At 65.4% G+C, this 17,829-nt stretch carries 24 protein-coding genes and 1 tRNA gene; 13 read left to right on the top strand and 12 right to left on the bottom strand.

The features are described from left to right. Positions 1-176 precede the first annotated feature (176 nt). Complete coding sequence (locus tag OKW40_RS05310; protein WP_018418204.1) at positions 177-446, top strand: hypothetical protein; 270 nt, start codon at positions 177-179, stop codon at positions 444-446. A 224-nt stretch (positions 447-670) separates the two neighbouring features. Here OKW40_RS05310 and OKW40_RS05305 read toward each other — a convergent pair whose 3' ends face one another. Together OKW40_RS05305 and OKW40_RS05300 are read right to left on the bottom strand one after the other, a co-directional pair. Then, complete coding sequence (locus OKW40_RS05305) at positions 671-913, bottom strand: DUF6566 family protein (protein ID WP_018418205.1); 243 nt, start codon at positions 911-913, stop codon at positions 671-673. Between the two features lie 147 nt (positions 914-1,060). Beyond that, positions 1,061-1,258 carry a hypothetical protein gene (locus OKW40_RS05300; RefSeq protein WP_013089281.1) on the bottom strand — a complete coding sequence of 66 codons (198 nt, stop codon included), beginning with the start codon at positions 1,256-1,258 and terminating at the stop codon, positions 1,061-1,063. A 239-nt stretch (positions 1,259-1,497) separates the two neighbouring features. On the opposite strand from OKW40_RS05300, the gene OKW40_RS05295 reads away from it, so the two are divergent. Next, positions 1,498-1,758, top strand: a complete 261-nt coding sequence (locus OKW40_RS05295) for a hypothetical protein (protein ID WP_090804375.1) — start codon at positions 1,498-1,500, stop codon at positions 1,756-1,758. Between the two features lie 35 nt (positions 1,759-1,793). Here OKW40_RS05295 and OKW40_RS05290 read toward each other — a convergent pair whose 3' ends face one another. The 4 genes from OKW40_RS05290 to ssuD all read right to left on the bottom strand — a co-directional run bounded on the left by OKW40_RS05290 (position 1,794) and on the right by ssuD (position 5,166). After that, positions 1,794-2,009, bottom strand: coding sequence for a TOBE domain-containing protein (locus tag OKW40_RS05290; protein WP_008922916.1), 216 nt, complete (start codon positions 2,007-2,009; stop codon positions 1,794-1,796). Positions 2,010-2,066: 57 nt separating this feature from the next. Further along, the gene (locus OKW40_RS05285; protein WP_429488593.1) at positions 2,067-3,086 is read right to left on the bottom strand and encodes an ATP-binding cassette domain-containing protein; all 1,020 of its coding nucleotides are present in this window, start codon (positions 3,084-3,086) and stop codon (positions 2,067-2,069) included. Beyond that, on the bottom strand, positions 3,083-3,931 hold the full coding sequence (gene ssuC, locus OKW40_RS05280) for an aliphatic sulfonate ABC transporter permease SsuC (RefSeq protein WP_429355437.1): 849 nt from the start codon (positions 3,929-3,931) through the stop codon (positions 3,083-3,085). The genes OKW40_RS05285 and ssuC overlap by 4 nt, the downstream gene beginning before the upstream one ends. 74 nt (positions 3,932-4,005) lie before the next feature. Beyond that, positions 4,006-5,166, bottom strand: coding sequence for an FMNH2-dependent alkanesulfonate monooxygenase (ssuD, locus tag OKW40_RS05275; RefSeq protein ID WP_429488592.1), 1,161 nt, complete (start codon positions 5,164-5,166; stop codon positions 4,006-4,008). A gap of 530 nt (positions 5,167-5,696) precedes the next feature. On the opposite strand from ssuD, the gene OKW40_RS05270 reads away from it, so the two are divergent. After that, positions 5,697-6,122: a hypothetical protein gene (locus tag OKW40_RS05270; RefSeq protein WP_429406231.1), complete on the top strand. Its 426-nt coding sequence runs from the start codon at positions 5,697-5,699 to the stop codon at positions 6,120-6,122. A 64-nt stretch (positions 6,123-6,186) separates the two neighbouring features. On the opposite strand, the gene OKW40_RS05265 is transcribed toward OKW40_RS05270, so the two are convergent. Together OKW40_RS05265 and OKW40_RS05260 are read right to left on the bottom strand one after the other, a co-directional pair. Continuing rightward, a complete protein-coding gene (locus OKW40_RS05265; protein ID WP_429488591.1) occupies positions 6,187-7,323 on the bottom strand; it encodes an enoyl-CoA hydratase/isomerase family protein in 1,137 nt (378 codons plus the stop codon). Positions 7,324-7,369: 46 nt separating this feature from the next. Further along, the gene (locus OKW40_RS05260; RefSeq protein WP_429488589.1) at positions 7,370-8,218 is read right to left on the bottom strand and encodes a TetR/AcrR family transcriptional regulator; all 849 of its coding nucleotides are present in this window, start codon (positions 8,216-8,218) and stop codon (positions 7,370-7,372) included. Between the two features lie 144 nt (positions 8,219-8,362). Here OKW40_RS05260 and OKW40_RS05255 point away from each other — a divergent pair, with 144 nt between their 5' ends. Next, positions 8,363-9,337: an NAD-dependent epimerase/dehydratase family protein gene (locus OKW40_RS05255; RefSeq protein ID WP_429488587.1), complete on the top strand. Its 975-nt coding sequence runs from the start codon at positions 8,363-8,365 to the stop codon at positions 9,335-9,337. A gap of 93 nt (positions 9,338-9,430) precedes the next feature. Here OKW40_RS05255 and OKW40_RS05250 read toward each other — a convergent pair whose 3' ends face one another. Further along, positions 9,431-9,715 carry a DUF1488 domain-containing protein gene (locus OKW40_RS05250; protein ID WP_090804362.1) on the bottom strand — a complete coding sequence of 95 codons (285 nt, stop codon included), beginning with the start codon at positions 9,713-9,715 and terminating at the stop codon, positions 9,431-9,433. A 185-nt stretch (positions 9,716-9,900) separates the two neighbouring features. Further along, positions 9,901-10,188: a hypothetical protein gene (locus tag OKW40_RS05245; RefSeq protein WP_090804360.1), complete on the bottom strand. Its 288-nt coding sequence runs from the start codon at positions 10,186-10,188 to the stop codon at positions 9,901-9,903. Between the two features lie 270 nt (positions 10,189-10,458). On the opposite strand from OKW40_RS05245, the gene OKW40_RS05240 reads away from it, so the two are divergent. Together OKW40_RS05240 and OKW40_RS05235 are read left to right on the top strand one after the other, a co-directional pair. After that, the gene (locus OKW40_RS05240) at positions 10,459-10,650 is read left to right on the top strand and encodes a hypothetical protein (protein ID WP_184029291.1); all 192 of its coding nucleotides are present in this window, start codon (positions 10,459-10,461) and stop codon (positions 10,648-10,650) included. 81 nt (positions 10,651-10,731) lie between these two features. After that, positions 10,732-11,121, top strand: coding sequence for a hypothetical protein (locus tag OKW40_RS05235; protein WP_090805720.1), 390 nt, complete (start codon positions 10,732-10,734; stop codon positions 11,119-11,121). Positions 11,122-11,167: 46 nt separating this feature from the next. Here OKW40_RS05235 and OKW40_RS05230 read toward each other — a convergent pair whose 3' ends face one another. Both OKW40_RS05230 and OKW40_RS05225 read right to left on the bottom strand, forming a co-directional pair. Further along, on the bottom strand, positions 11,168-11,506 hold the full coding sequence (locus OKW40_RS05230; RefSeq protein ID WP_184068636.1) for a DMT family transporter: 339 nt from the start codon (positions 11,504-11,506) through the stop codon (positions 11,168-11,170). A gap of 4 nt (positions 11,507-11,510) precedes the next feature. After that, positions 11,511-12,008, bottom strand: a complete 498-nt coding sequence (locus tag OKW40_RS05225) for a heme-degrading domain-containing protein (RefSeq protein WP_184043993.1) — start codon at positions 12,006-12,008, stop codon at positions 11,511-11,513. A gap of 223 nt (positions 12,009-12,231) precedes the next feature. On the opposite strand from OKW40_RS05225, the gene OKW40_RS05220 reads away from it, so the two are divergent. From OKW40_RS05220 to OKW40_RS05190, 7 genes are all read left to right on the top strand, one after another. After that, a tRNA-Met gene (locus tag OKW40_RS05220) sits at positions 12,232-12,308 on the top strand. A gap of 360 nt (positions 12,309-12,668) precedes the next feature. After that, a complete protein-coding gene (locus OKW40_RS05215) occupies positions 12,669-13,214 on the top strand; it encodes an NUDIX hydrolase (RefSeq protein WP_090804352.1) in 546 nt (181 codons plus the stop codon). A gap of 9 nt (positions 13,215-13,223) precedes the next feature. After that, a complete protein-coding gene (aat, locus tag OKW40_RS05210; RefSeq protein WP_429406241.1) occupies positions 13,224-13,961 on the top strand; it encodes a leucyl/phenylalanyl-tRNA--protein transferase in 738 nt (245 codons plus the stop codon). Between the two features lie 101 nt (positions 13,962-14,062). Beyond that, positions 14,063-14,908, top strand: a complete 846-nt coding sequence (locus OKW40_RS05205) for an arginyltransferase (protein WP_429488585.1) — start codon at positions 14,063-14,065, stop codon at positions 14,906-14,908. Between the two features lie 126 nt (positions 14,909-15,034). Further along, the gene (locus tag OKW40_RS05200) at positions 15,035-16,057 is read left to right on the top strand and encodes a quinone-dependent dihydroorotate dehydrogenase (protein ID WP_184044001.1); all 1,023 of its coding nucleotides are present in this window, start codon (positions 15,035-15,037) and stop codon (positions 16,055-16,057) included. 105 nt (positions 16,058-16,162) lie between these two features. Further along, positions 16,163-16,957 (top strand): cystine ABC transporter substrate-binding protein, encoded by a 795-nt coding sequence (locus tag OKW40_RS05195; RefSeq protein ID WP_090805719.1) that lies wholly within the window; start codon positions 16,163-16,165, stop codon positions 16,955-16,957. A gap of 195 nt (positions 16,958-17,152) precedes the next feature. Then, the gene (locus OKW40_RS05190) at positions 17,153-17,812 is read left to right on the top strand and encodes an amino acid ABC transporter permease (protein ID WP_090804344.1); all 660 of its coding nucleotides are present in this window, start codon (positions 17,153-17,155) and stop codon (positions 17,810-17,812) included. The last annotated feature ends 17 nt before the right edge of the window (positions 17,813-17,829 follow it).

Raw genomic sequence — 17,829 nt, 5'->3', positions numbered from 1 at the left:
GCGGCGCGTACGTCTGAACGATTGTTTCTTCGTCGGGAATAGTAATTTCAGATTATCGGCACAAATTTTCAATAGTAGGGGTATACACTGGCTTCCATCGACGTTGCAGACACCTGGTTCACTGGCTCCTGCAACATCTTCCTGAAATGCAGTCGAAACGTTATCGGAGTCCTACCATGAAGACCAAGTTTATCGCCGCCCTGCTGGTTGCCGCTTCCGCCTCTATCGCCGCTCCCGCTTTCGCCAGCGGCTATGGTCCGGCACCGTACTACCGTCCGTCGGTTGGCGCGCCGGCTTCGCAACAAGGCCAGAACGCGCAGACCGTCGCTGCCGAACGCGCCAACGCGCAATCGAATGCATACGGCGGCGTGAATAGCGTGTCGACGCAATCGGGCACGCGCAGCGAACCCACGTCGGGTCCGCAATCGGTGTTCTTCGGCCACTAAGCCGCCAGCAGTACCGTCAGATCCGCTGCCTCTGAAGGCAGCGATCAAACTGGGCGCCGCGCATGCAGTATCGATGCCGGCGCCCAGTTGCATTTACGGCAGCCGTGGTACCCGGTACGTTGCCCGGGTAGCCTTCGGTTTGCAACCGTTGTCTCGTGCGCCTGCCGCTTCCTTGCCTCATCCGAACACGACGTCCCCTTCCGTCGCGAGGCGACTATCCGCGTCTAACTCGCCAGCCCCGCATCGATCAACTCGCGCGCCGCGCGAAAAGCCGCCTCGGCGGCCGCATGCTCGGTGGACCACAAGCTATCGATATGCACGAGCTGCCAGTCGACCACCGTCGAATCGTCGCGCAGCACCCGGAAATGCGCCTTGACGCCGGTCAGTACCTGTTCCACCGCCACCTCGATGTCGTAGTCGCCATAGCGCGCCTGATAGTCGCCCATGTCGACGCCCTTCGGCTCCATGCTCGTCTCCGTGGTTTCGCTGATCGCGGGTAGACGGACGCGCGCGTCCAGCTGGCGTCGCGCTGGCCAATCACCTGCTCGCGACTCAGCCGCGACGCGCCGCCTCGCTCTACACACCGGCCGTGTGGCCGGCCGCCGATCAGCGGATCAGTTGCAATCGCCGGAAAGATACTGCCGGCCGTTGCAGTTGATTTCGACCCCACCGCTGCCCGCTTCGGCAACCAGGTCGCATGCCAGCAACTCCGCCGCAACGGACTGCGCGACTTCGGGCGCCGTCTGTCCGACGCCGACGTCGTTCAGACGCCGCAACGCTTCCACCGCTTCAGGACTCAAGGACTTCGACATGGCCGTCTCCGTCGGAATGCTCAATTCATCGTAGCAAGTTTCATCGGCGGATGCAGGTGTGCGCCTGACGAGCCCGCTCCCCGGAGCGTCGAGCCCGGCAATTGGCGTCTGAAACCGGCATGACCGTTAGGAGCACGCCTCAACGCGCCAGCAGCGGCCCCGGAACGCGGCCTGCTACTAGCTAATTGTGCACACAGCCGCGTGTCTGCAGACGGCACGCGACATCGAAGGAGAACGACATGAAGCGAGGCAATTGGGCCACGTTGACGGCCACCGCCGCCGCGCTGGCAGCGCTCTTTGCGAGCGGCGCGAGCGCCGTCGCGCAGACGGCGCCCAGCGCGCCGCCGGACAGCCATGCGCCGATGGCCAAACCGCCCGAGGCGGCATCGGGCGCCGGCAGTTCGAGCAACCCGGACAACATGCCGATCAAGCGGCCGGCGAAGCCAACCAACGACCACATGTCGCACGAGCCGCCCGCAAGCGGCGCAAACGCGAAATAGCCGCTGCGCACGCCGCTCGCATTGGCGGAGCGTCATCAAAGCCGCGCGATCGACACCTCGGTCGACTTCACGAGCGCGACCACCTCCGAGCCGACTTTCAGTTCGAGTTCGTCGACCGAGCGCGTCGTGATCACCGACGTGACGATGCCGAACGGCGTCTCTACGTCGACCTCGGACACCACCGAGCCGCGGATGATTTCCTTGACCTTGCCTTTGAACTGATTGCGCACGTTGATGGCGGAAATGCTCATTTCAGATCACTCCACAGAAGCAGGTGATAACGGATCGGATCGATTTGCCAGGAAAACTCAGACGGCCCAGCGCACTTCGGTCGGCCGCGTGAGACGACCGGGTTCGGGCAAGCCATCCGGGTCATAGGGCTGATACGCGCGATGCGCCAGCGTGTCGTCGTTCGGCGCGTTGTTCAGCACGCGTTGCAGCACGTGGTCTTCGAGTGCGGCGAAGCCCGCCGACGCCCGCGCGCGCGGACGTGCGAGCGCGACCGGCTGATCGAGCGCGATGCGGCCTTCCTCGATCAGCAGAATCCGCTCGCCGAGCGCGACGGCTTCGTGCACGTCGTGCGTGACGAGCAGCGCGGTGAAGCGATGCTCGCGCCACAGCCTTTCGATCAGCGCGTGCATTTCGATGCGCGTCAACGCATCGAGCGCGCCGAGCGGCTCGTCGAGCAGCAGCAATTGCGGACGATGCACGAGCGCCCGCGCGAGCGCGACTCGCTGCCGCTGACCGCCCGATAGTTGCGCGGGCCAGTCGTTCGCGCGTTCGAGCAGGCCGACTTCGGCGAGCACCGCGCGCGCATCGTCGCGCGCGCCGCGGCCGAGGCCGAGCATCACGTTTTGCAGCACGCTTTTCCACGGCAGCAGACGCGCATCCTGAAACATGATGCGGGTGTCGAGCGGACCGCCGTTCCCGGCGCGCTTTTCGAGCACACCCGAGCTGGCTTCCTCGAGACCCGCGACGAGCCGCAACAAGGTCGACTTGCCGCAACCGCTGCGGCCGACGATCGCGACGAAGCTGCCCCGCTCGATCGACAGATCGAAGCCCGACAGCACCTCGCGCTCGCCATAGCGCTTGCCGACGCCGCGCAATTGCACCGCGTAGTCGCTCGCGGGGCGCGCGTCGCTGCGGGCCAGCACGGGAGCGGGTTGCAAGCCGGCTTGCGAGCCGTGATGAGTCCCGGCCGCCCCGTCCCGCTCAACCAGCGCAGCCTCGTTCGCGTCGTGATCCGCGAGCCGCGGCTGCGCGAGTTCGGTCTCGAGATCGCTGCCCGCGATACCGCCGAACGTCGTCGATAGCGTCGTTGCGCTCATGCTTTTGCTCCTCGCTGATAGGCCGGATGCCAGCGCAGCGACACGCGCTCGAGGCTCTTCGCGAGCATGTCCGCGAGTTTGCCGAGCGCCGCGTACAGCAGAATGCCGACCACCACCACATCGGTTTGCAGGAATTCGCGCGCGTTCATCGTCATGTAGCCGATGCCCGATTGCGCGGAAATGGTCTCGGCGACGATCAGCGTGACCCACATCAGACCGAACGCGAAACGCACGCCGACCAGAATCGACGGCAGCGCACCCGGCAGAATCACGTGGCGGTACAGCGCGAAACCTTTGACGCCATAGCTGCGCGCCATCTCGATCAGGTTCGCGTCGACCGAACGGATGCCGTGAAACGTGTTCACATAGACCGGGAAGAACACGCCGAGCGCGACGAGGAACACCTTCGCTTGTTCCTCGATGCCGAACCACAGGATCACGAGCGGAATCATCGCGAGCGCGGGAATGTTGCGGATCATCTGTACGGTCGAATCGAGCACGATTTCCGCGGGTTTGAAGAGACCCGTCGCCAGTCCGAGCACGAAACCGATGCCGCCGCCGATCGCGAAGCCCGACACCGCGCGCCAGGTGCTGACCTTCACGTCGGCCCACATTTCGCCGGACTGGATCAGCGACCATGCGGCCTTCACGACCGCGAGCGGCTCGGGCAGCACGCGCGTCGACAGCGCTCCGCTGCGCGCGGCGATTTCCCACGCGAGCAGGATCGCGATCGGCGCGAGCCACGGCAGCAGATGCGCGCCGAAACGGCGCAGCGCGGCAGCGCGCGCCGTGGACGCGGGCTGCGGGGTTACCGCCGTTCCCGCGCTCAAAGTGGTATCACTCATGTTGGCTTTTCTCCTTGCCTGTCGATCGTCGCGTGCGTGTCGCGCAAGCCGCGCGACCCACGCTATGCGCGCGCTCAACTCGCGCTCGCCGCCTTCGGCAGATAGCTGGTGCCGACGATTTCGCCGAACGGCCCCGACAACGGCCCGTTGGCAACCTTGCTGAAGCGTTGCGGCAGCAGCGGAAGCACGAGTTCGGCGAAGCGGTAGGATTCCTCGAGATGCGGATAGCCCGACAGGATGAACGTCTCGATGCCGAGCGCCGCGTACTCCTTCATACGCGCGGCCACCTGCTCCGGATTGCCGACCAGCGCGGTGCCCGCGCCGCCGCGCACGAGCCCCACGCCCGCCCACAGGTTCGGATAGACCTCGAGCTGCTCGCGCCCGCCGCGCCTGCCGCCGTGCAGCGCGGCCATGCGGCGCTGCCCTTCCGAATCCATCTTCGCGAACGACGCCTGCGCACGCGAGACCGTGTCGTCGTCGAGCTTGCTGATCAGTTGGTCGGCCGCGGCCCACGCTTCCTCCTCGGTCTCGCGCACGATCACGTGCAGACGGATGCCGAAGCGGATCTGCCGGCCGCGCGCCGCGGCGCGTGCGCGAATGTCGGCGATCTTCTTCGCGACCGCTTCGGGCGGCTCGCCCCACGTCAGATAGGTGTCGATGTGCTCGGCCGCGATATCGTGCGCGGCCGCCGACGAGCCGCCGAACCACAGCGGCGGATGCGGGTTTTGCACCGGCGGATATAGCGCCTTGCCGCCCTTCGACCGCAAATGCTTGCCGTCGAAATCGATCGCTTCGTTGCTGTGCGACGCGGCGAGCAGCTTGCGCCAGATATGCAGGAATTCGTCGGTGATTTCGTAGCGCGTGTCGTGATCGACGAACACGCCGTCGCCGGCCAGTTCGGCCGCGTCGCCGCCCGTCACCACGTTGATCAACAGACGCCCGTTCGACAGCCGGTCGAACGTCGCCGCCATACGCGCGGCGAGTCCCGGCGACGACAGCCCCGGGCGAATCGCGACGAGGAACTTCAGCCGCTGCGTCGCGGCAATCAGGCTCGACGCGACGACCCAGGCGTCCTCGCACGAGCGGCCGGTCGGCAGCAGCACGCCCTCGTAGCCGAGCGTGTCGGCGGCGACGGCGATCTGCCGGAAGTAGTCGTAGTCGGCTGCGCGTGCGCCGTGGGACGTACCGAGATAGCGGCTGTCGCCGTGAGTCGGAATGAACCAGAACACATTCATGTTGTTACTCCTGTCTGTCCCTGACGTAATGAAAACGGTGAGCGCGAGCGCCGGCCGCGCGCATCGAGCCGGCAACCGGCAAGGCGCTGCGACGCGTTGAAGGATTGAGAAACGGACGATGGACTCAGGCCATCGGCAACTGCGTCAAATCGATGAAGGCTATGCGCCTGGCGGACGACACCGCGAACACGACCGCGCGCGGGCCCTGCGACAACGGAGATTCGGTGTGAGGCTCGACATTGCGACGGCTTTCCTCGACCAACGTGCGCGTGATGCGCTCGATTTATCGGATGACGGCGACACCCGAGCCGTCTGCATGAGGAAACAGTCTATGAAGCGGTCCGCGGCTTTTGAACGATTTTATTGAGCTTAGGATTTCCGCTTTCGTGATTAGCCCGGTTCTACCGCATACGGTTGTTGCGCTTTATACACGCGGCCCCGGCCGCCCAACCCCGGTCGATATAATGGCGCTCGTTTCCAATCACCCGGTACAGGTCTTGCGAGTTGCCTGTACGTTGCCGGTGCAATGCATGCAAAAAATTATTCTGCCGTTCGTCGCCGGTTTTCTGGCTTCTTTGTTCTTTCGCGAATCGACGCTGGCGCTGATGCACGCTGCCGGCATGATCGACCCCAGCGGTTTTTCGACCGCGCCGTTTTTGCCGCTCGGCCTGCCTGAGTTCATCGCGAACGCAATCTGGAGCGCGTGCTGGGCCGTGCTGATGGCCTGGCTGCTGCGCGTTGCGCCGCATCGGCGCGCGCCGTGGGTACCCGCGTTCGTGTTCGGCGGCATCGTGCTGACGGCGGCGGGCGTGTTCGTCGTCGATCCGCTGCGCGGCATCTGGCCGAGCGGCAATATGCTGCCGCGCCTCGCGGTGGGCTTCACGGCGAACGCGATGTGGGGCTGGGGTGCGCTCGTGTTCATGCGCGCGTTCATGGCGAGCGAGGCAGAGGAATAAGCGCGGCGAACATGAATTCGCGCAACGCGTAGATTCGCGCGGGCGGGTTCGCGAGGCCGCGCGTTCAGCCGCGCAGAGCGCCCAGCGGGTGCTCGTTCGCCGGCCACGGGCTGTCGAACATCTGCTCGACATCGGCCCGGTTGACGTCCTCGATGCGCGCGAAACGCCAGCGCGGCGCGTTGTCCTTATCGATGATGCGTGCGCGAATGCCTTCCACCGTATCGCCGCGCAGAAAGCTCGAGCGCGTCAGATCGAGATCAGTGCGCAGCACGTCGGCCATCGACCCTTCCGCGCGCGTGACCACTTCGAGCGAGACCGCCATCGACAGCGGCGAGCGCTCGCGCAGCACCGCGATCGTCTGCTCGGCCCACTCCGCCGCGTCGCCACCGCGCTCGCGTTCCTGTTCGAGCGACTTGAGTATCCGCGCGACGTCGGGCAGCGCGAAATGCCGGTCGATCAACGTCCGCGCCTTCGCGAGCGCGCTCTCCTCGGGCCGCGGCGCGACCTGATACGCGAGCGTCTCGCGCTCGACGCACGCAACCACATCAGCACCGCGCTCGAACGGTTCGCGGCTCAACCTATCGACGAGCGCGGGCAGCGCCGCGTCGTCGATGTAGGCATCGGCGAGGCCCGCGTACAGCGCGTCGGCCGCGCCGATCGTCGCGCCGGTCACCGCCAGATAGCGGCCGATCGCGCCGGGCGTGCGCGCGAGAAACCAGCTCGCGCCGACATCCGGAAAGAGGCCGATACGGGTTTCGGGCATCGCCATCTTCGTCGATGGCGTGACGACGCGCAGGCCGCCGGTGCGATGTGCGCCCTGCGAAATGCCCACGCCGCCGCCCATCACGATGCCGTTCATCAACGCGATATACGGCTTCGGATACACGAAGATCGCGTGATTGAGCCGGTATTCCTCGCTGAAGAACGTATCGCGCGCCGCCTGGTCGCCGGTTTGCGCCGCTTCATACATGAAGCGGATGTCGCCGCCCGCGCAGAACGCGCGCTCGTGCCGGCTGCGCACGACGACGGCCAGCACCTCGGGGTCCTCGCGCCACTGGTCGAGCGCCGCGTGGATCGCGCGGATCATGCCGGTCGACAGCGCGTTCAGCGCTTTCGGCCGCTCCAGTTCGATGAGACCGATGCGGTTGGCTACGTGGGTCGCGATTTCGTCGCTAGTGGCGGGCAAGGCGGACGTGGACATGGAGAACTGGGCGCGGCGGCGCGGCATGAGGTGGAACCGAACGTTATCACGGGCCTGCCGCTTTGCGTCTGGTGGGGAGCTCGGGGGCCGGGTCCGTGGAGCCGGCCGACTTGGCGTGGCGCCGCGCGACGGTTTTTTTGCCGCGGACTGCGGCGCTGTTCGATGCGCCCGCCGCCACGGCCTGCGGCACACCGAGCCATGCGTCGAGCGTCACGCCGACGAGCGTCTCGAGCGGCACGCTCGGAAACACCGGGCACGTGAGATTCAGCGCGACGATGCCATGCAGACTCGCCCACAACGCCTCGGCCCAGATGGCCGGCTCCATCGATGCGACCGACGCCGACAGACGCCCCGCTGCTCGCAACTCGTCGAGCGCGTCGATCATGATGTGCAGCGCGGCGTCGCCGGGATCGTCGTCGGCAACGCCGCCGGCGGCGTTGCCCAGGGAGGCGATTGAACCAGCGGTCCCGGCGTTCGCGCTTGTGTCGCCCGTGTTGCCGTCGTGTTTGCCAGGGCCCACCCCGCCACCGAGCGCCGCGCCGGTATAGCTCGGGTCCTCCATGAAAATCAGCCGGTACGTTTCAGGATGCTCGACGCCAAACGCGACGTACGCGCGCCCGAGCGCCTTCAGCCGTTCGGCGGGGTCCGCGATCTGCACGAGCGGCACGAAGGTCGCGAGCAACTGCGCGTAGCCTTCGGCGCACAAGGCCCGCGCGATGTCGTCGCGACTCGCGAAATGCAGATACAACGTGGCGGGCGAATATTCGATCGCGTCAGCGATCTTGCGCATCGACAGCGCGGCAAAGCCCTCGCCCACGACGATGCGCCGCGCGGCATCGAGGATGCGTTCGCGCAGTGCCTGCTTCTGGCGGTTTTTTCGTTCGGCGATTCCCATGAGTCGCAATTTTCAGATTGACAAACTGAAAAGTCAATTTAAACTGAACATCGTTTACTGAACAATGTTCAGTAAATTTTCATCTGTCAAATCGAGCAGCCACGAGCGCGCGACGATGTCGCGCCGCCATCTGAGGGAATCGTCATGCAAGCCACGGGAAAGGTCGGTTTATTCGGTGCAGCGGGCGCTGCGGGTCAAAGCATCGCGACGGCGCTTGGCGCGGCGGGCCGCGATTACCGGGTGGTCGGCCGCTCGCGCGAGGTATTGCAACGGACTTTCGGTGACGACCCGCACGCGGAGATTGTCACCTGGAACCCCGACGACCCCGCCTCGATCCGCGCCGCGGCCGCCGGTCTGCAGACCGTGATCTACCTCGTCGGCGTGCCCTACGACCAGTTCGCCCAGCACCCGCCGTTGATGGAGAGAACGCTGGCTGGCGTGACGGCCGCCGGTGTCGAGCGCTTCATTCTGATCGGCACCGTGTATCCGTATGGCCGCGCGCGCGGCAACCCGGTCCGAGAAGATCATCCGCGCGAGCCGCACACGTTCAAGGGCCGCATGCGGCTTGAACAGGAAAAGCTCGTGCTGGCCGCGCATGGCCAGAAAGGTCTCGAAACGCTGGTATTGCGACTGCCCGATTTCTACGGACCGGGGGTCGAGCGCAGCCTGTTGCACGGTGTCTTCGTTGGCGCCGCTACCGGCAAGCGCGCGCAGGTGCTCGGTCCCGTCGACGTACCGCACGAATTCATCTATCTGCCGGATGTCGGTCCCGTGATCGAACGACTTACGCGCACGCCCGAAGCCTACGGTCGCTGGTGGCATCTCGCGGGCGCCGGCACGATCACGCAGCGCGAGGTGGCTCGCGAGGCCTACGCGCTTGCGGGCTCCGGGCCGAAGCTGATGGTGGCCGGCAAGGGCATGCTGCGCGTGCTCGGGCTATTCAATCCGCTGATGCGCGAGTTGGTCGAGATGAACTATCTGATGACCGAGCCGGTCGTGCTCGATGATTCGGCGCTCGCGACGTTGATCGGGCCGCTCAGGAAGACGTCGTATCAGGAAGGGATCAGGCGGTGCTTCGAAGCGGCGCGCGAGGTAGTGCCGGCACGCGACATGAATTAGCGGCAAGGCGTTGGCGATGCGTAGGTGAAGTGAAAACCGCAGAGATGGACCTGCACCCGGCCTCTGGCGCCGACGGTCCGTCGGCAGGTCCGCTTAGCCTGCCATCTGCCCCGGCGGAAAGTGGCCACTCTTGAGCAGCACGGGTGTGCCGTTACTGATCTGCAGATGCTCACGCGCAACGGCCTCGATGCGCGGCCGGCCCGCATCGAACGCGCGCAGCCAGCCGTCGAGGTTCTCGCTGTAAGCGCCGAAATGATCCTCGAGCGCTTCCACCGAGATCGCGCACGGCACCGGCTCACCGTCCACCAGCGCGGAAAACACGACGGTCAGGTTGGAGTCGCGGTAAGCAGGCGCGTCTTCGGGAAAACGGATCTTCATGGTCGCCTCGTCAGAAGTTGGCGGCGGGAACGTAGCTTGCGCGGAAGGCCCTGCGCGCCGCCGATCCTCGCAAGTCCCGCTATGGTACTCGCGCCGCCGGATCACGGTCCAGCGCGCGCGGGCGCCTGATTCAGGGCATCGCGCGCTGCCTTGGCGAGCCCTTTGCACGGAAATCGCCGACACGCTCACGGCCCATCCAGCAATCGGTCGACATACTCGCGGGCCGCCCGTTCGACGAACGCGAGCGCCTCTTCTTCACTGTCGAAGCGTTGCCGGTCGCCGAGCTCGAGCAGCGTTTCCATCCGGTGCGGATCGTCCGGGCCGAGCTCGGCGAGGCTGACCGTGCCGACGTAGGTACCGTCCGCTTTGGTGTGCGCGTCGCCCGACGGGCCCGACGTGCTGCCCCCTGGCACGAGGCGCGCGGCGGCGCTGATGTAATAGCCGCGATAAGGGCCACTGACCCGTTCAGCCATCTTCGTCCTCCTGTTGCGGTTGCAGAGCTGGCGCCAGTCGCAACGGCGCCGCCCTGATGCTTCAGCATGCGGCGCGCCGCTGCACTGGGTGTGTGCGGGCAGCCCGTCCCATAACGATAAGGCGCGTTGCAGCGCGATAAGTTCTGCTCGCGAGACGCGCCCCCGCGCCGCACTTCAGCCGCGCGCGCTGGTCGAACGGTCCATACCGGCATGCTCCATGCTGTCGCACGGTACCTGTTACGACGCCATTTCGAGGCCAGCGAGCGCAATATGGGAAAATATTTTCTGCAGGATCATGAACTGCCCGAGCCGGATGCGGCGAACCGCTGGTTCGAGTACGCCGAAAGTCACGGCATCGACATCCCGAAAGCGATCGGCATCTGGGAAGACGCAGCCACTGAAGAAGGCGCGGAAGCCCGGCGGCTCCTCAACGCGGCGGGCATCACGGTCGAAATGACCTGAGCCGTGACGCGCGCCCTCGCGCTCCACAGCGGCCGACCCGACCCGGCAGCCCCCTCTATCTGAATGAAAGGACACAACACGATGCAATTCACGACGCAACCGCGACGCGCCGGCCGATTCCACCGCCTCCGATCCAGCGCCGCGCTTGCCCTCGTGCGTCGCGCGTCGCTGTCGGCCGCCTTGCCCGCCGCGCTGCTGCTCGCCGCGGGACTGGGCGGCTGCGCGTCGTCGAACACGACCACGCTGATCAATCTGCCCAACGGCCAGACCGGCTTCGCGGTCAACTGCAGCGGCGCCGACGCCGGCTCGAGTTGGGCCTCGTGCTACGTGCAAGCGGGTAAGGCCTGCGGCGCGACCGGCTACGACATCGTGTCGAAGGATAACGACGAAGGCGGCACTGCCGGCGGCAGCGTCACGAACGTGGCGTCGGCGAACGTGAAGGGCCGCTCGATGATCGTGCGCTGCAAGTAAGCCGATTTACGTGCCTGGCGGCAATCGCGGCGGCTGGCGCGGGCGCTCAATGCGCCTGCATCTTCGAGAAGAGATTCAACACCGCGACGCCAGCGACGATCAATCCCAGCCCGATGATCGCCGGTACGTCGGGTACCTGCCGGTACAGCACTAGCGCGACCAGCGTGATCAGCACGATGCCCGCGCCGGACCAGATCGCGTAGACGATGCCAACTGGAATGCTTCGGAGAGTCAACGACAGGCAATAGAACGCGATGCCGTAGCCGAGCACGACGACCATCGACGGCAGCAGGCGTGAAAAGCCGTCCGAGGCCCGCATCGCGGAAGTCGCGATCACTTCGGCGACGATCGCGATCGCGAGCAGCGCATACGGGGGTACGCGCATCGCGTCAGTTTTTCGCGAGCGCGAGCTTGCCGTAGTCGTGACCGAGATGCGCGCACAGCGCTTCGACCACGAGTTCATGATCGGCGCGCTGCGGCAGACCGGACACCGTGATCGAACCGATCACGCCCGCCCCTTCCACCGCCAGCGGAAACGCGCCGCCGTGCGACGCGTACTCGGTGGCCGGCAGTCCGTGCTTGTCGGCGAGCGTCGCGCCCGCGAGCTGCATTTTCAGACCGATCGCGTACGAGCTACGGCGAAATTGCGCGACGGTGTTGCCCTTGCGGCGCGCCCAGTCGACGTTGTCGGGCGTCGCGCCGTCGAGCAGGCTGAAGAATAGCGGCTGGCCGAACGTTCGCACGTCGATTGCAGCGGCAATGCCGCGCGCTTTCGCGACTTCGTGCAGATACGCGCCGACTTGCCACGCGCGGTCGGCATCGAAGCGGGGAAACACGAGGGTTTTTTCCTGAATGGCGATGACCTGCAGGTCGTGAGCGATATCCATGGGGTTCAGAACGGGTCGGGGCATCAGAGTCAAAGGGGCCGCCGTCGTGAAGATCCGGCGAGCCGCGTGGAGAATCTGAATTCTAGCGCAGCGTCCGCGCACGGCTTTCCAGAGCCTTTCCGATAGGCGACGCCGCGCGGGCAGAGCGAAGCGCAATGAAGCCAATTCTTACATGGCTATTGCGCTGGCCGTCTGGCTAGTCTATAATCTTTTCTTCGACGGACGCGGGGTGGAGCAGTCTGGCAGCTCGTCGGGCTCATAACCCGAAGGTCGTAGGTTCAAATCCTACCCCCGCAACCAACCGAAATCATTGAAGGGTTACAACGCATTGGCGTGTAACCCTTTTTTGTTTTTGTGGCCTTGGTCTGGCGATCCCCTTGACCGCCCCACCCTCAGGCGAAAAAAAGCGCGTCAACTGAATGACGCGCCAAGCTACAGGGCAATGTACAAGAGAGAAAAGATGACTGCGGTGGACGCGGTGGCCTCCATCTCAACCATCAGGACCGATGCGATCAGCGCATCCAAAAATCGACTGTCAATCAATGTCGGACACGACGGCGCTCGCCGCCTTGGACGTCGTCTCGCGCAGCCCCTGTCGGCGCCTCAGTAATCCCTCGCCCCGGTGATAAACTCCTATCACCCTTTCTCGTCCCCTTTCCAATGAAATTCTGTTCTGTCTGCGGCCACGGCGTCAGTCTGAGCATTCCGCCGGGCGACAATCGCGAGCGCTTCGTATGCGGCAGTTGCGGCACCGTGCATTATCAGAATCCGCGTAACGTGGTCGGCACCGTTCCCGTGTGGGACGACAAGGTGCTGCTGTGCCGTCGCGCGATCGAGCCGCGCTACGGTTACTGGACACTGCCCGCCGGCTTCATGGAAATGGGAGAAACGACGGCCGAAGCCGCCTCGCGCGAAACGCTCGAGGAAGCCGGCGCCCGCGTCGAGGTGCAGAACCTGTTTTCGCTGCTGAATGTGCCGCACGTGCATCAGGTACATCTGTTCTACATGGCGCGGCTGCTCGATCTCGACGTCGTCGCCGGCGAGGAAAGCCTCGAAGTGAAGCTGTTCGAGGAGCACGAGATTCCGTGGGATGAGATCGCGTTTCCGACCGTCGGCCAGACGCTGCGCTTTTTTTTCGCCGACCGCGCGGCCGGCAGTTTCGGCCTGCATACCGGCGACATCTTCCGCTCCCTGCGCGAAGGCTGAGCGGCGCGCATGGTTCCCTGGCTCGGAGCTGACGACCCGTTTCCGCCCGTCGAGCGCGCGCTCGGCGCCGCGAGCGGCGCGCCCGGTCTGCTGGCGGCAAGCGGCGATCTGCTGCCGTCGCGCCTCATCGACGCGTATCGGCGCGGCATCTTCCCATGGTATTCGGACGGCCAGCCGGTGTTGTGGTGGAGCCCCGATCCGCGCATGATCCTGCGCCCCGCCGAGTTCAAGGTGTCGCCATCGCTGCGCAAGACGCTCAAGCGCGTGTTGCGCGACGACGCGTGGGAAATCCGCGTCGATCACGATTTCGCCGCCGTGATGCGCGCCTGCGCGCAGGCGCCGCGCCACGGTCAGCGCGGCACGTGGATCACCGCCGACGTCGTCGAAGCCTATTCGTCGCTGCACCGCCTGGGCGACGCGCACAGCATCGAAACCTGGCTCGAGGGCAAGCGTGTAGCGGGATTGTATGGCGTGTCGCTCGGGCGGATGTTCTTCGGCGAATCGATGTACACCGACGTCACCGACGGCTCGAAAATGGCGCTGGCCGCGCTGGTCGGCCACTTGCGACGTCACGAAATAGAAATGATAGACTGCCAGCAGAACACGTCGCATCTGGCGTCGCTCGGCGGCCGCGAGATAGCGCGCAAGGCGTTTGTCGCGCATGTTCGCGCGTCTGTCGGCGCGCCGGCTATCCCGTGGCGCTTCGACAAGACCGCCCTGCTCGACATCCTCGCGCAGGCGGCGTAGGAAAAATCAGGCCGAATCCGGTCCGCCGCCCATCGAATAGCGGCATCAACCGCCGGGCGTGCCGGGTTTGCATTACCAGAGACGCTTCGAGAGCTGCCAACGTGACTCATCCCAACGAGCTGCCTCTTTCTCCGCTTTCCGCGCTGCAATTTTATGCAACGGCGCCCTATCCCTGCAGTTACCTCGACGGCCGCATCGCGCGCTCGCAGGTCGCCACACCCAGTCACCTGATCAATTCGGACGTCTACACCGACCTCGTCAAGGCGGGCTTCCGGCGCTCGGGCGTGTTCACGTATCGCCCGTATTGCGACGGCTGCCGCGCGTGCGTGCCGGTGCGCGTGCCGGTCGAGCGTTTTCAGCCGAACCGCACGCAGCGGCGTGTATGGAGAAAGCACGGCGACCTGATTGCGACCGTCGCGCCGCTGCACTACGACGAGGAGCATTACGCGCTGTATATGTGCTACCAGTCGGCGCGCCACGCGGGCGGCGGCATGGATCGCGACAGCCGCGACCAGTACGAGCAGTTCCTGCTGCAAAGCCGGATCAACTCGCGGCTCGTCGAGTTTCGTGAGCCACCGCCGCTGCAGCCCGATGGGCGACCTGACGGGCGACCTGACGCGCGGGGCGCGCTGCGCATGATCAGCATGATCGATATCCTCGGCGACGGGTTGTCGTCGGTGTACACGTTCTTCGAGCCGAGCCTGCCGCACGCGAGCTTCGGCACCTACAACATCTTCTGGCAGATCGAGCAGGCGCGCAGCCTGAACCTGCCCTACGTGTATCTCGGCTACTGGATTCGCGAAAGCCCGAAAATGGCGTACAAGGCGAATTTCCGGCCGCTCGAAGGCTTGATCGACGGCGCGTGGCGCGTGCTCGATCCGGCCAGCATCGACCTGCCGCCGGTCGATTTCGCGATGCATGGACGACGCGGGCCGCTCAGGCCGTAGTCGAGGCGCCGTCCGTCGAGTCGTTGCCGGGTCCTGCTCGTCGCCGGCAACGCCCCACCAGTCTCATCCAAGCCCAAAGCCGGTAAAATAGCGGGTTCCCATTTTCCGGCCGTCCGGCTTCATCCCGTGCTCAGCTCCCTTTATCCGCTCGTTCGCGCCCAACTCTTTCGCATGGACGCGGAAGACGCTCACCATCTGACTTTGCGCATGCTCGGCGCCGCCGGTCGCACCGGCCTCGCCGGCGCGCTCGCGTCGCGCGTGCCGGATTCGCCGCGCACCCTGATGGGCCTGACGTTCCGAAACCCGGTCGGACTCGCGGCGGGCCTCGACAAAGACGGCGCGTGCATCGACGGTCTGGCGGCGCTCGGCTTCGGCTTCATCGAAGTGGGCACCGTGACACCGCGCGCGCAGCCGGGCAATCCGCGTCCGCGCATGTTCCGGCTGCCGCAGGCGAACGCGGTGATCAACCGGATGGGCTTTAACAACGCCGGCGTCGACCAGTTCGTGAAGAACGTCCAGGCCGCGCGCTATCGCGGCATCCTCGGTCTTAATATCGGCAAGAACGCCGACACGCCGATCGAGCGCGCCGCTGAAGACTATCTGTACTGCCTCGAGCGCGTGTACCCGTTCGCGAGCTACGTGACGGTCAACATTTCGTCGCCGAATACGAAGAACCTGCGCCAGCTGCAGGGCGCCGACGAACTCGACGCGCTGCTCGCCGCGCTGAAGGACAAGCAGCAAAGACTCGCCGACATGCACGGCAAGCTCGTGCCGCTCGCACTGAAGATCGCGCCCGACCTCGACGACGAGCAGGTCAAGTCGATCGCCGACACCTTGCTGCGCCACAAATTCGAAGGCGTCATCGCGACCAACACTACGCTGTCGCGCACCGCCGTCGCCGGCATGCGGCATGCTGACGAAGCCGGCGGCCTGTCGGGCAAGCCGGTGTTCGACGCGTCGAACGAGGTGATCCGCAAGCTGCGCGCCGAAGTCGGCGAGGCGGTGCCGATCATCGGCGTCGGCGGCATTTTCTCGGGCGACGATGCGCGCGCGAAGCTCGCGGCCGGCGCGTCGCTGGTGCAGCTTTATACTGGTTTCATCTACCGCGGTCCGGCGCTCGTCGCCGAATGCGCGCAGGCGTTGCGCTAGGCATCCGCGCCGCCGCATATAGACATAAACAAACGGTATTTAGGTTGCGATAGGCTCGTTTGCTATGCTCTCGACCGTCAAAACATCAGACGTACAAGGAACACGATGAAATTCGGCCTATTGAAGAAGCTCCTCGCCACCGCGCTGATCGGCGCGTCGCTGAGCGCCGTTACCGCGCACGCGGAAGACCTGCTCGACCAGGTCAAGCAGCGCGGCACGCTGCGCATCGGTCTCGAAGGCACCTTCCCGCCGTTCAACTCGAAAGCGCCGTCGGGCGAGCTGGTCGGCTATGACGTCGACATCGCCAAGGCGGTCGCGGCCAGGCTCGGCGTGAAGCCCGAGTTCGTCACGACCGAGTGGAGCGGCATCATCGCCGGTCTGCAGGCGGGCAAGTTCGATGTGATCGTCAACCAGGTCGGCATCACCGACGCGCGCAAGCAGACGCTCGACTTCTCCCCGGCGTACACGTACTCGGCGGCGCAACTGATCCAGCGCAAGAACGACACGCGCCAGTTCACCTCGCTCGAAGACCTGAAGGGCAAGAAGCTCGGCGTCGGTCTCGGCACGAACTACATGGACATGGCGAAGGCAGTGCCGGGCATCGACGTGAAGACCTACCCGGGCGCACCCGAATACCTGCGTGATCTGGCCGCCGGCCGGCTCGACGCGGCGTTGAACGACCGTCTGATGCTCGCGTACCTGCTGAAGAACTCGAACCTGCCGCTGCGCACCGGCGCGAACGTCGGCCCGGGCAACCCGTCGGGCATTCCGTTCAGAAAGGGCAACCCGAAGTTCGCGCAGGCGATCGACGACGCAATGACCCAGCTCGAAGCGGACGGCACCTTCACGAAGATCTCGGACAAGTGGTTCGGCATCGACGTCAGCAAGCCGATCAAGTAACACGCGTGGAGTCGAACGAAGGGCGGCATCGATCACGATGCCGCCCTTCGCGCTTTTTGCGGCCCACGCGAACTGCGGGAGCCCCGGGAGCCAAACCGCGCGCCGCGTATACCCCGAGCCGCATCGCGCGGCCCACGCCTGAACGCGCGCCAAAGTTTATGATGTGCGCTTTGTGCGTCAATAAGAACACTGCCCATGTCCATCACATCCCTGCTGCTCCAATCGGTGCCGGTGCTCGCACAAGGCGCGCTGCTGACGATCAAGTTCGCGATCCTGTCGATGATCTTCGGCCTGATCGGCGGCGCCATGCTCGCGCTGATGGGCATCAGCCACAGCCGTCCGCTGAACTGGATCGCGCGCGTCTATGTGAGCGTGATGCGCGGCACGCCGCTGCTCGTGCAGATCTTCGTGATTTACTACGGTCTGCCGAGCTTCGGCATTTCGCTCGATCCGACGCCGGCCGGCGTGATCGCGCTGTCGGCGAACGTCGCCGCGTATCTGTCCGAGAGCATGCGCGGCGCGATTCTGGGCATCCACCAGGGCCAGTGGCTCGCCTCGTACAGCCTCGGGCTGTCGCGGCGTCAGACGCTGCGCTACGTGATCGCGCCGCAGGCGCTGCGCATCGCGGTGCCGAGTCTGTCGAACAGCCTGATCAGCCTGATCAAGGACACCTCGCTCGTGTCCGTCATCACGGTGACCGAGTTGCTGCGCAGCGCGCAGGAAATCATCGCGTCGACCTACCAGCCGCTGCCGCTTTATCTTGCGGCCGCGGCCGTGTACTGGGTGCTGTGTCAGGTGCTCGAGTGGGCGCAGCGCTGGTACGAGCGGCGGCTGTCGCTGCCGACGCGGCACTGAGCGCCGCCCACTCCCTT

Source organism: Paraburkholderia sp. RAU6.4a (assembly GCF_050435625.1).
GTDB lineage: Bacteria > Pseudomonadota > Gammaproteobacteria > Burkholderiales > Burkholderiaceae > Paraburkholderia > Paraburkholderia tuberum.
This window is presented reverse-complemented; position numbering and strand designations above follow the sequence as displayed.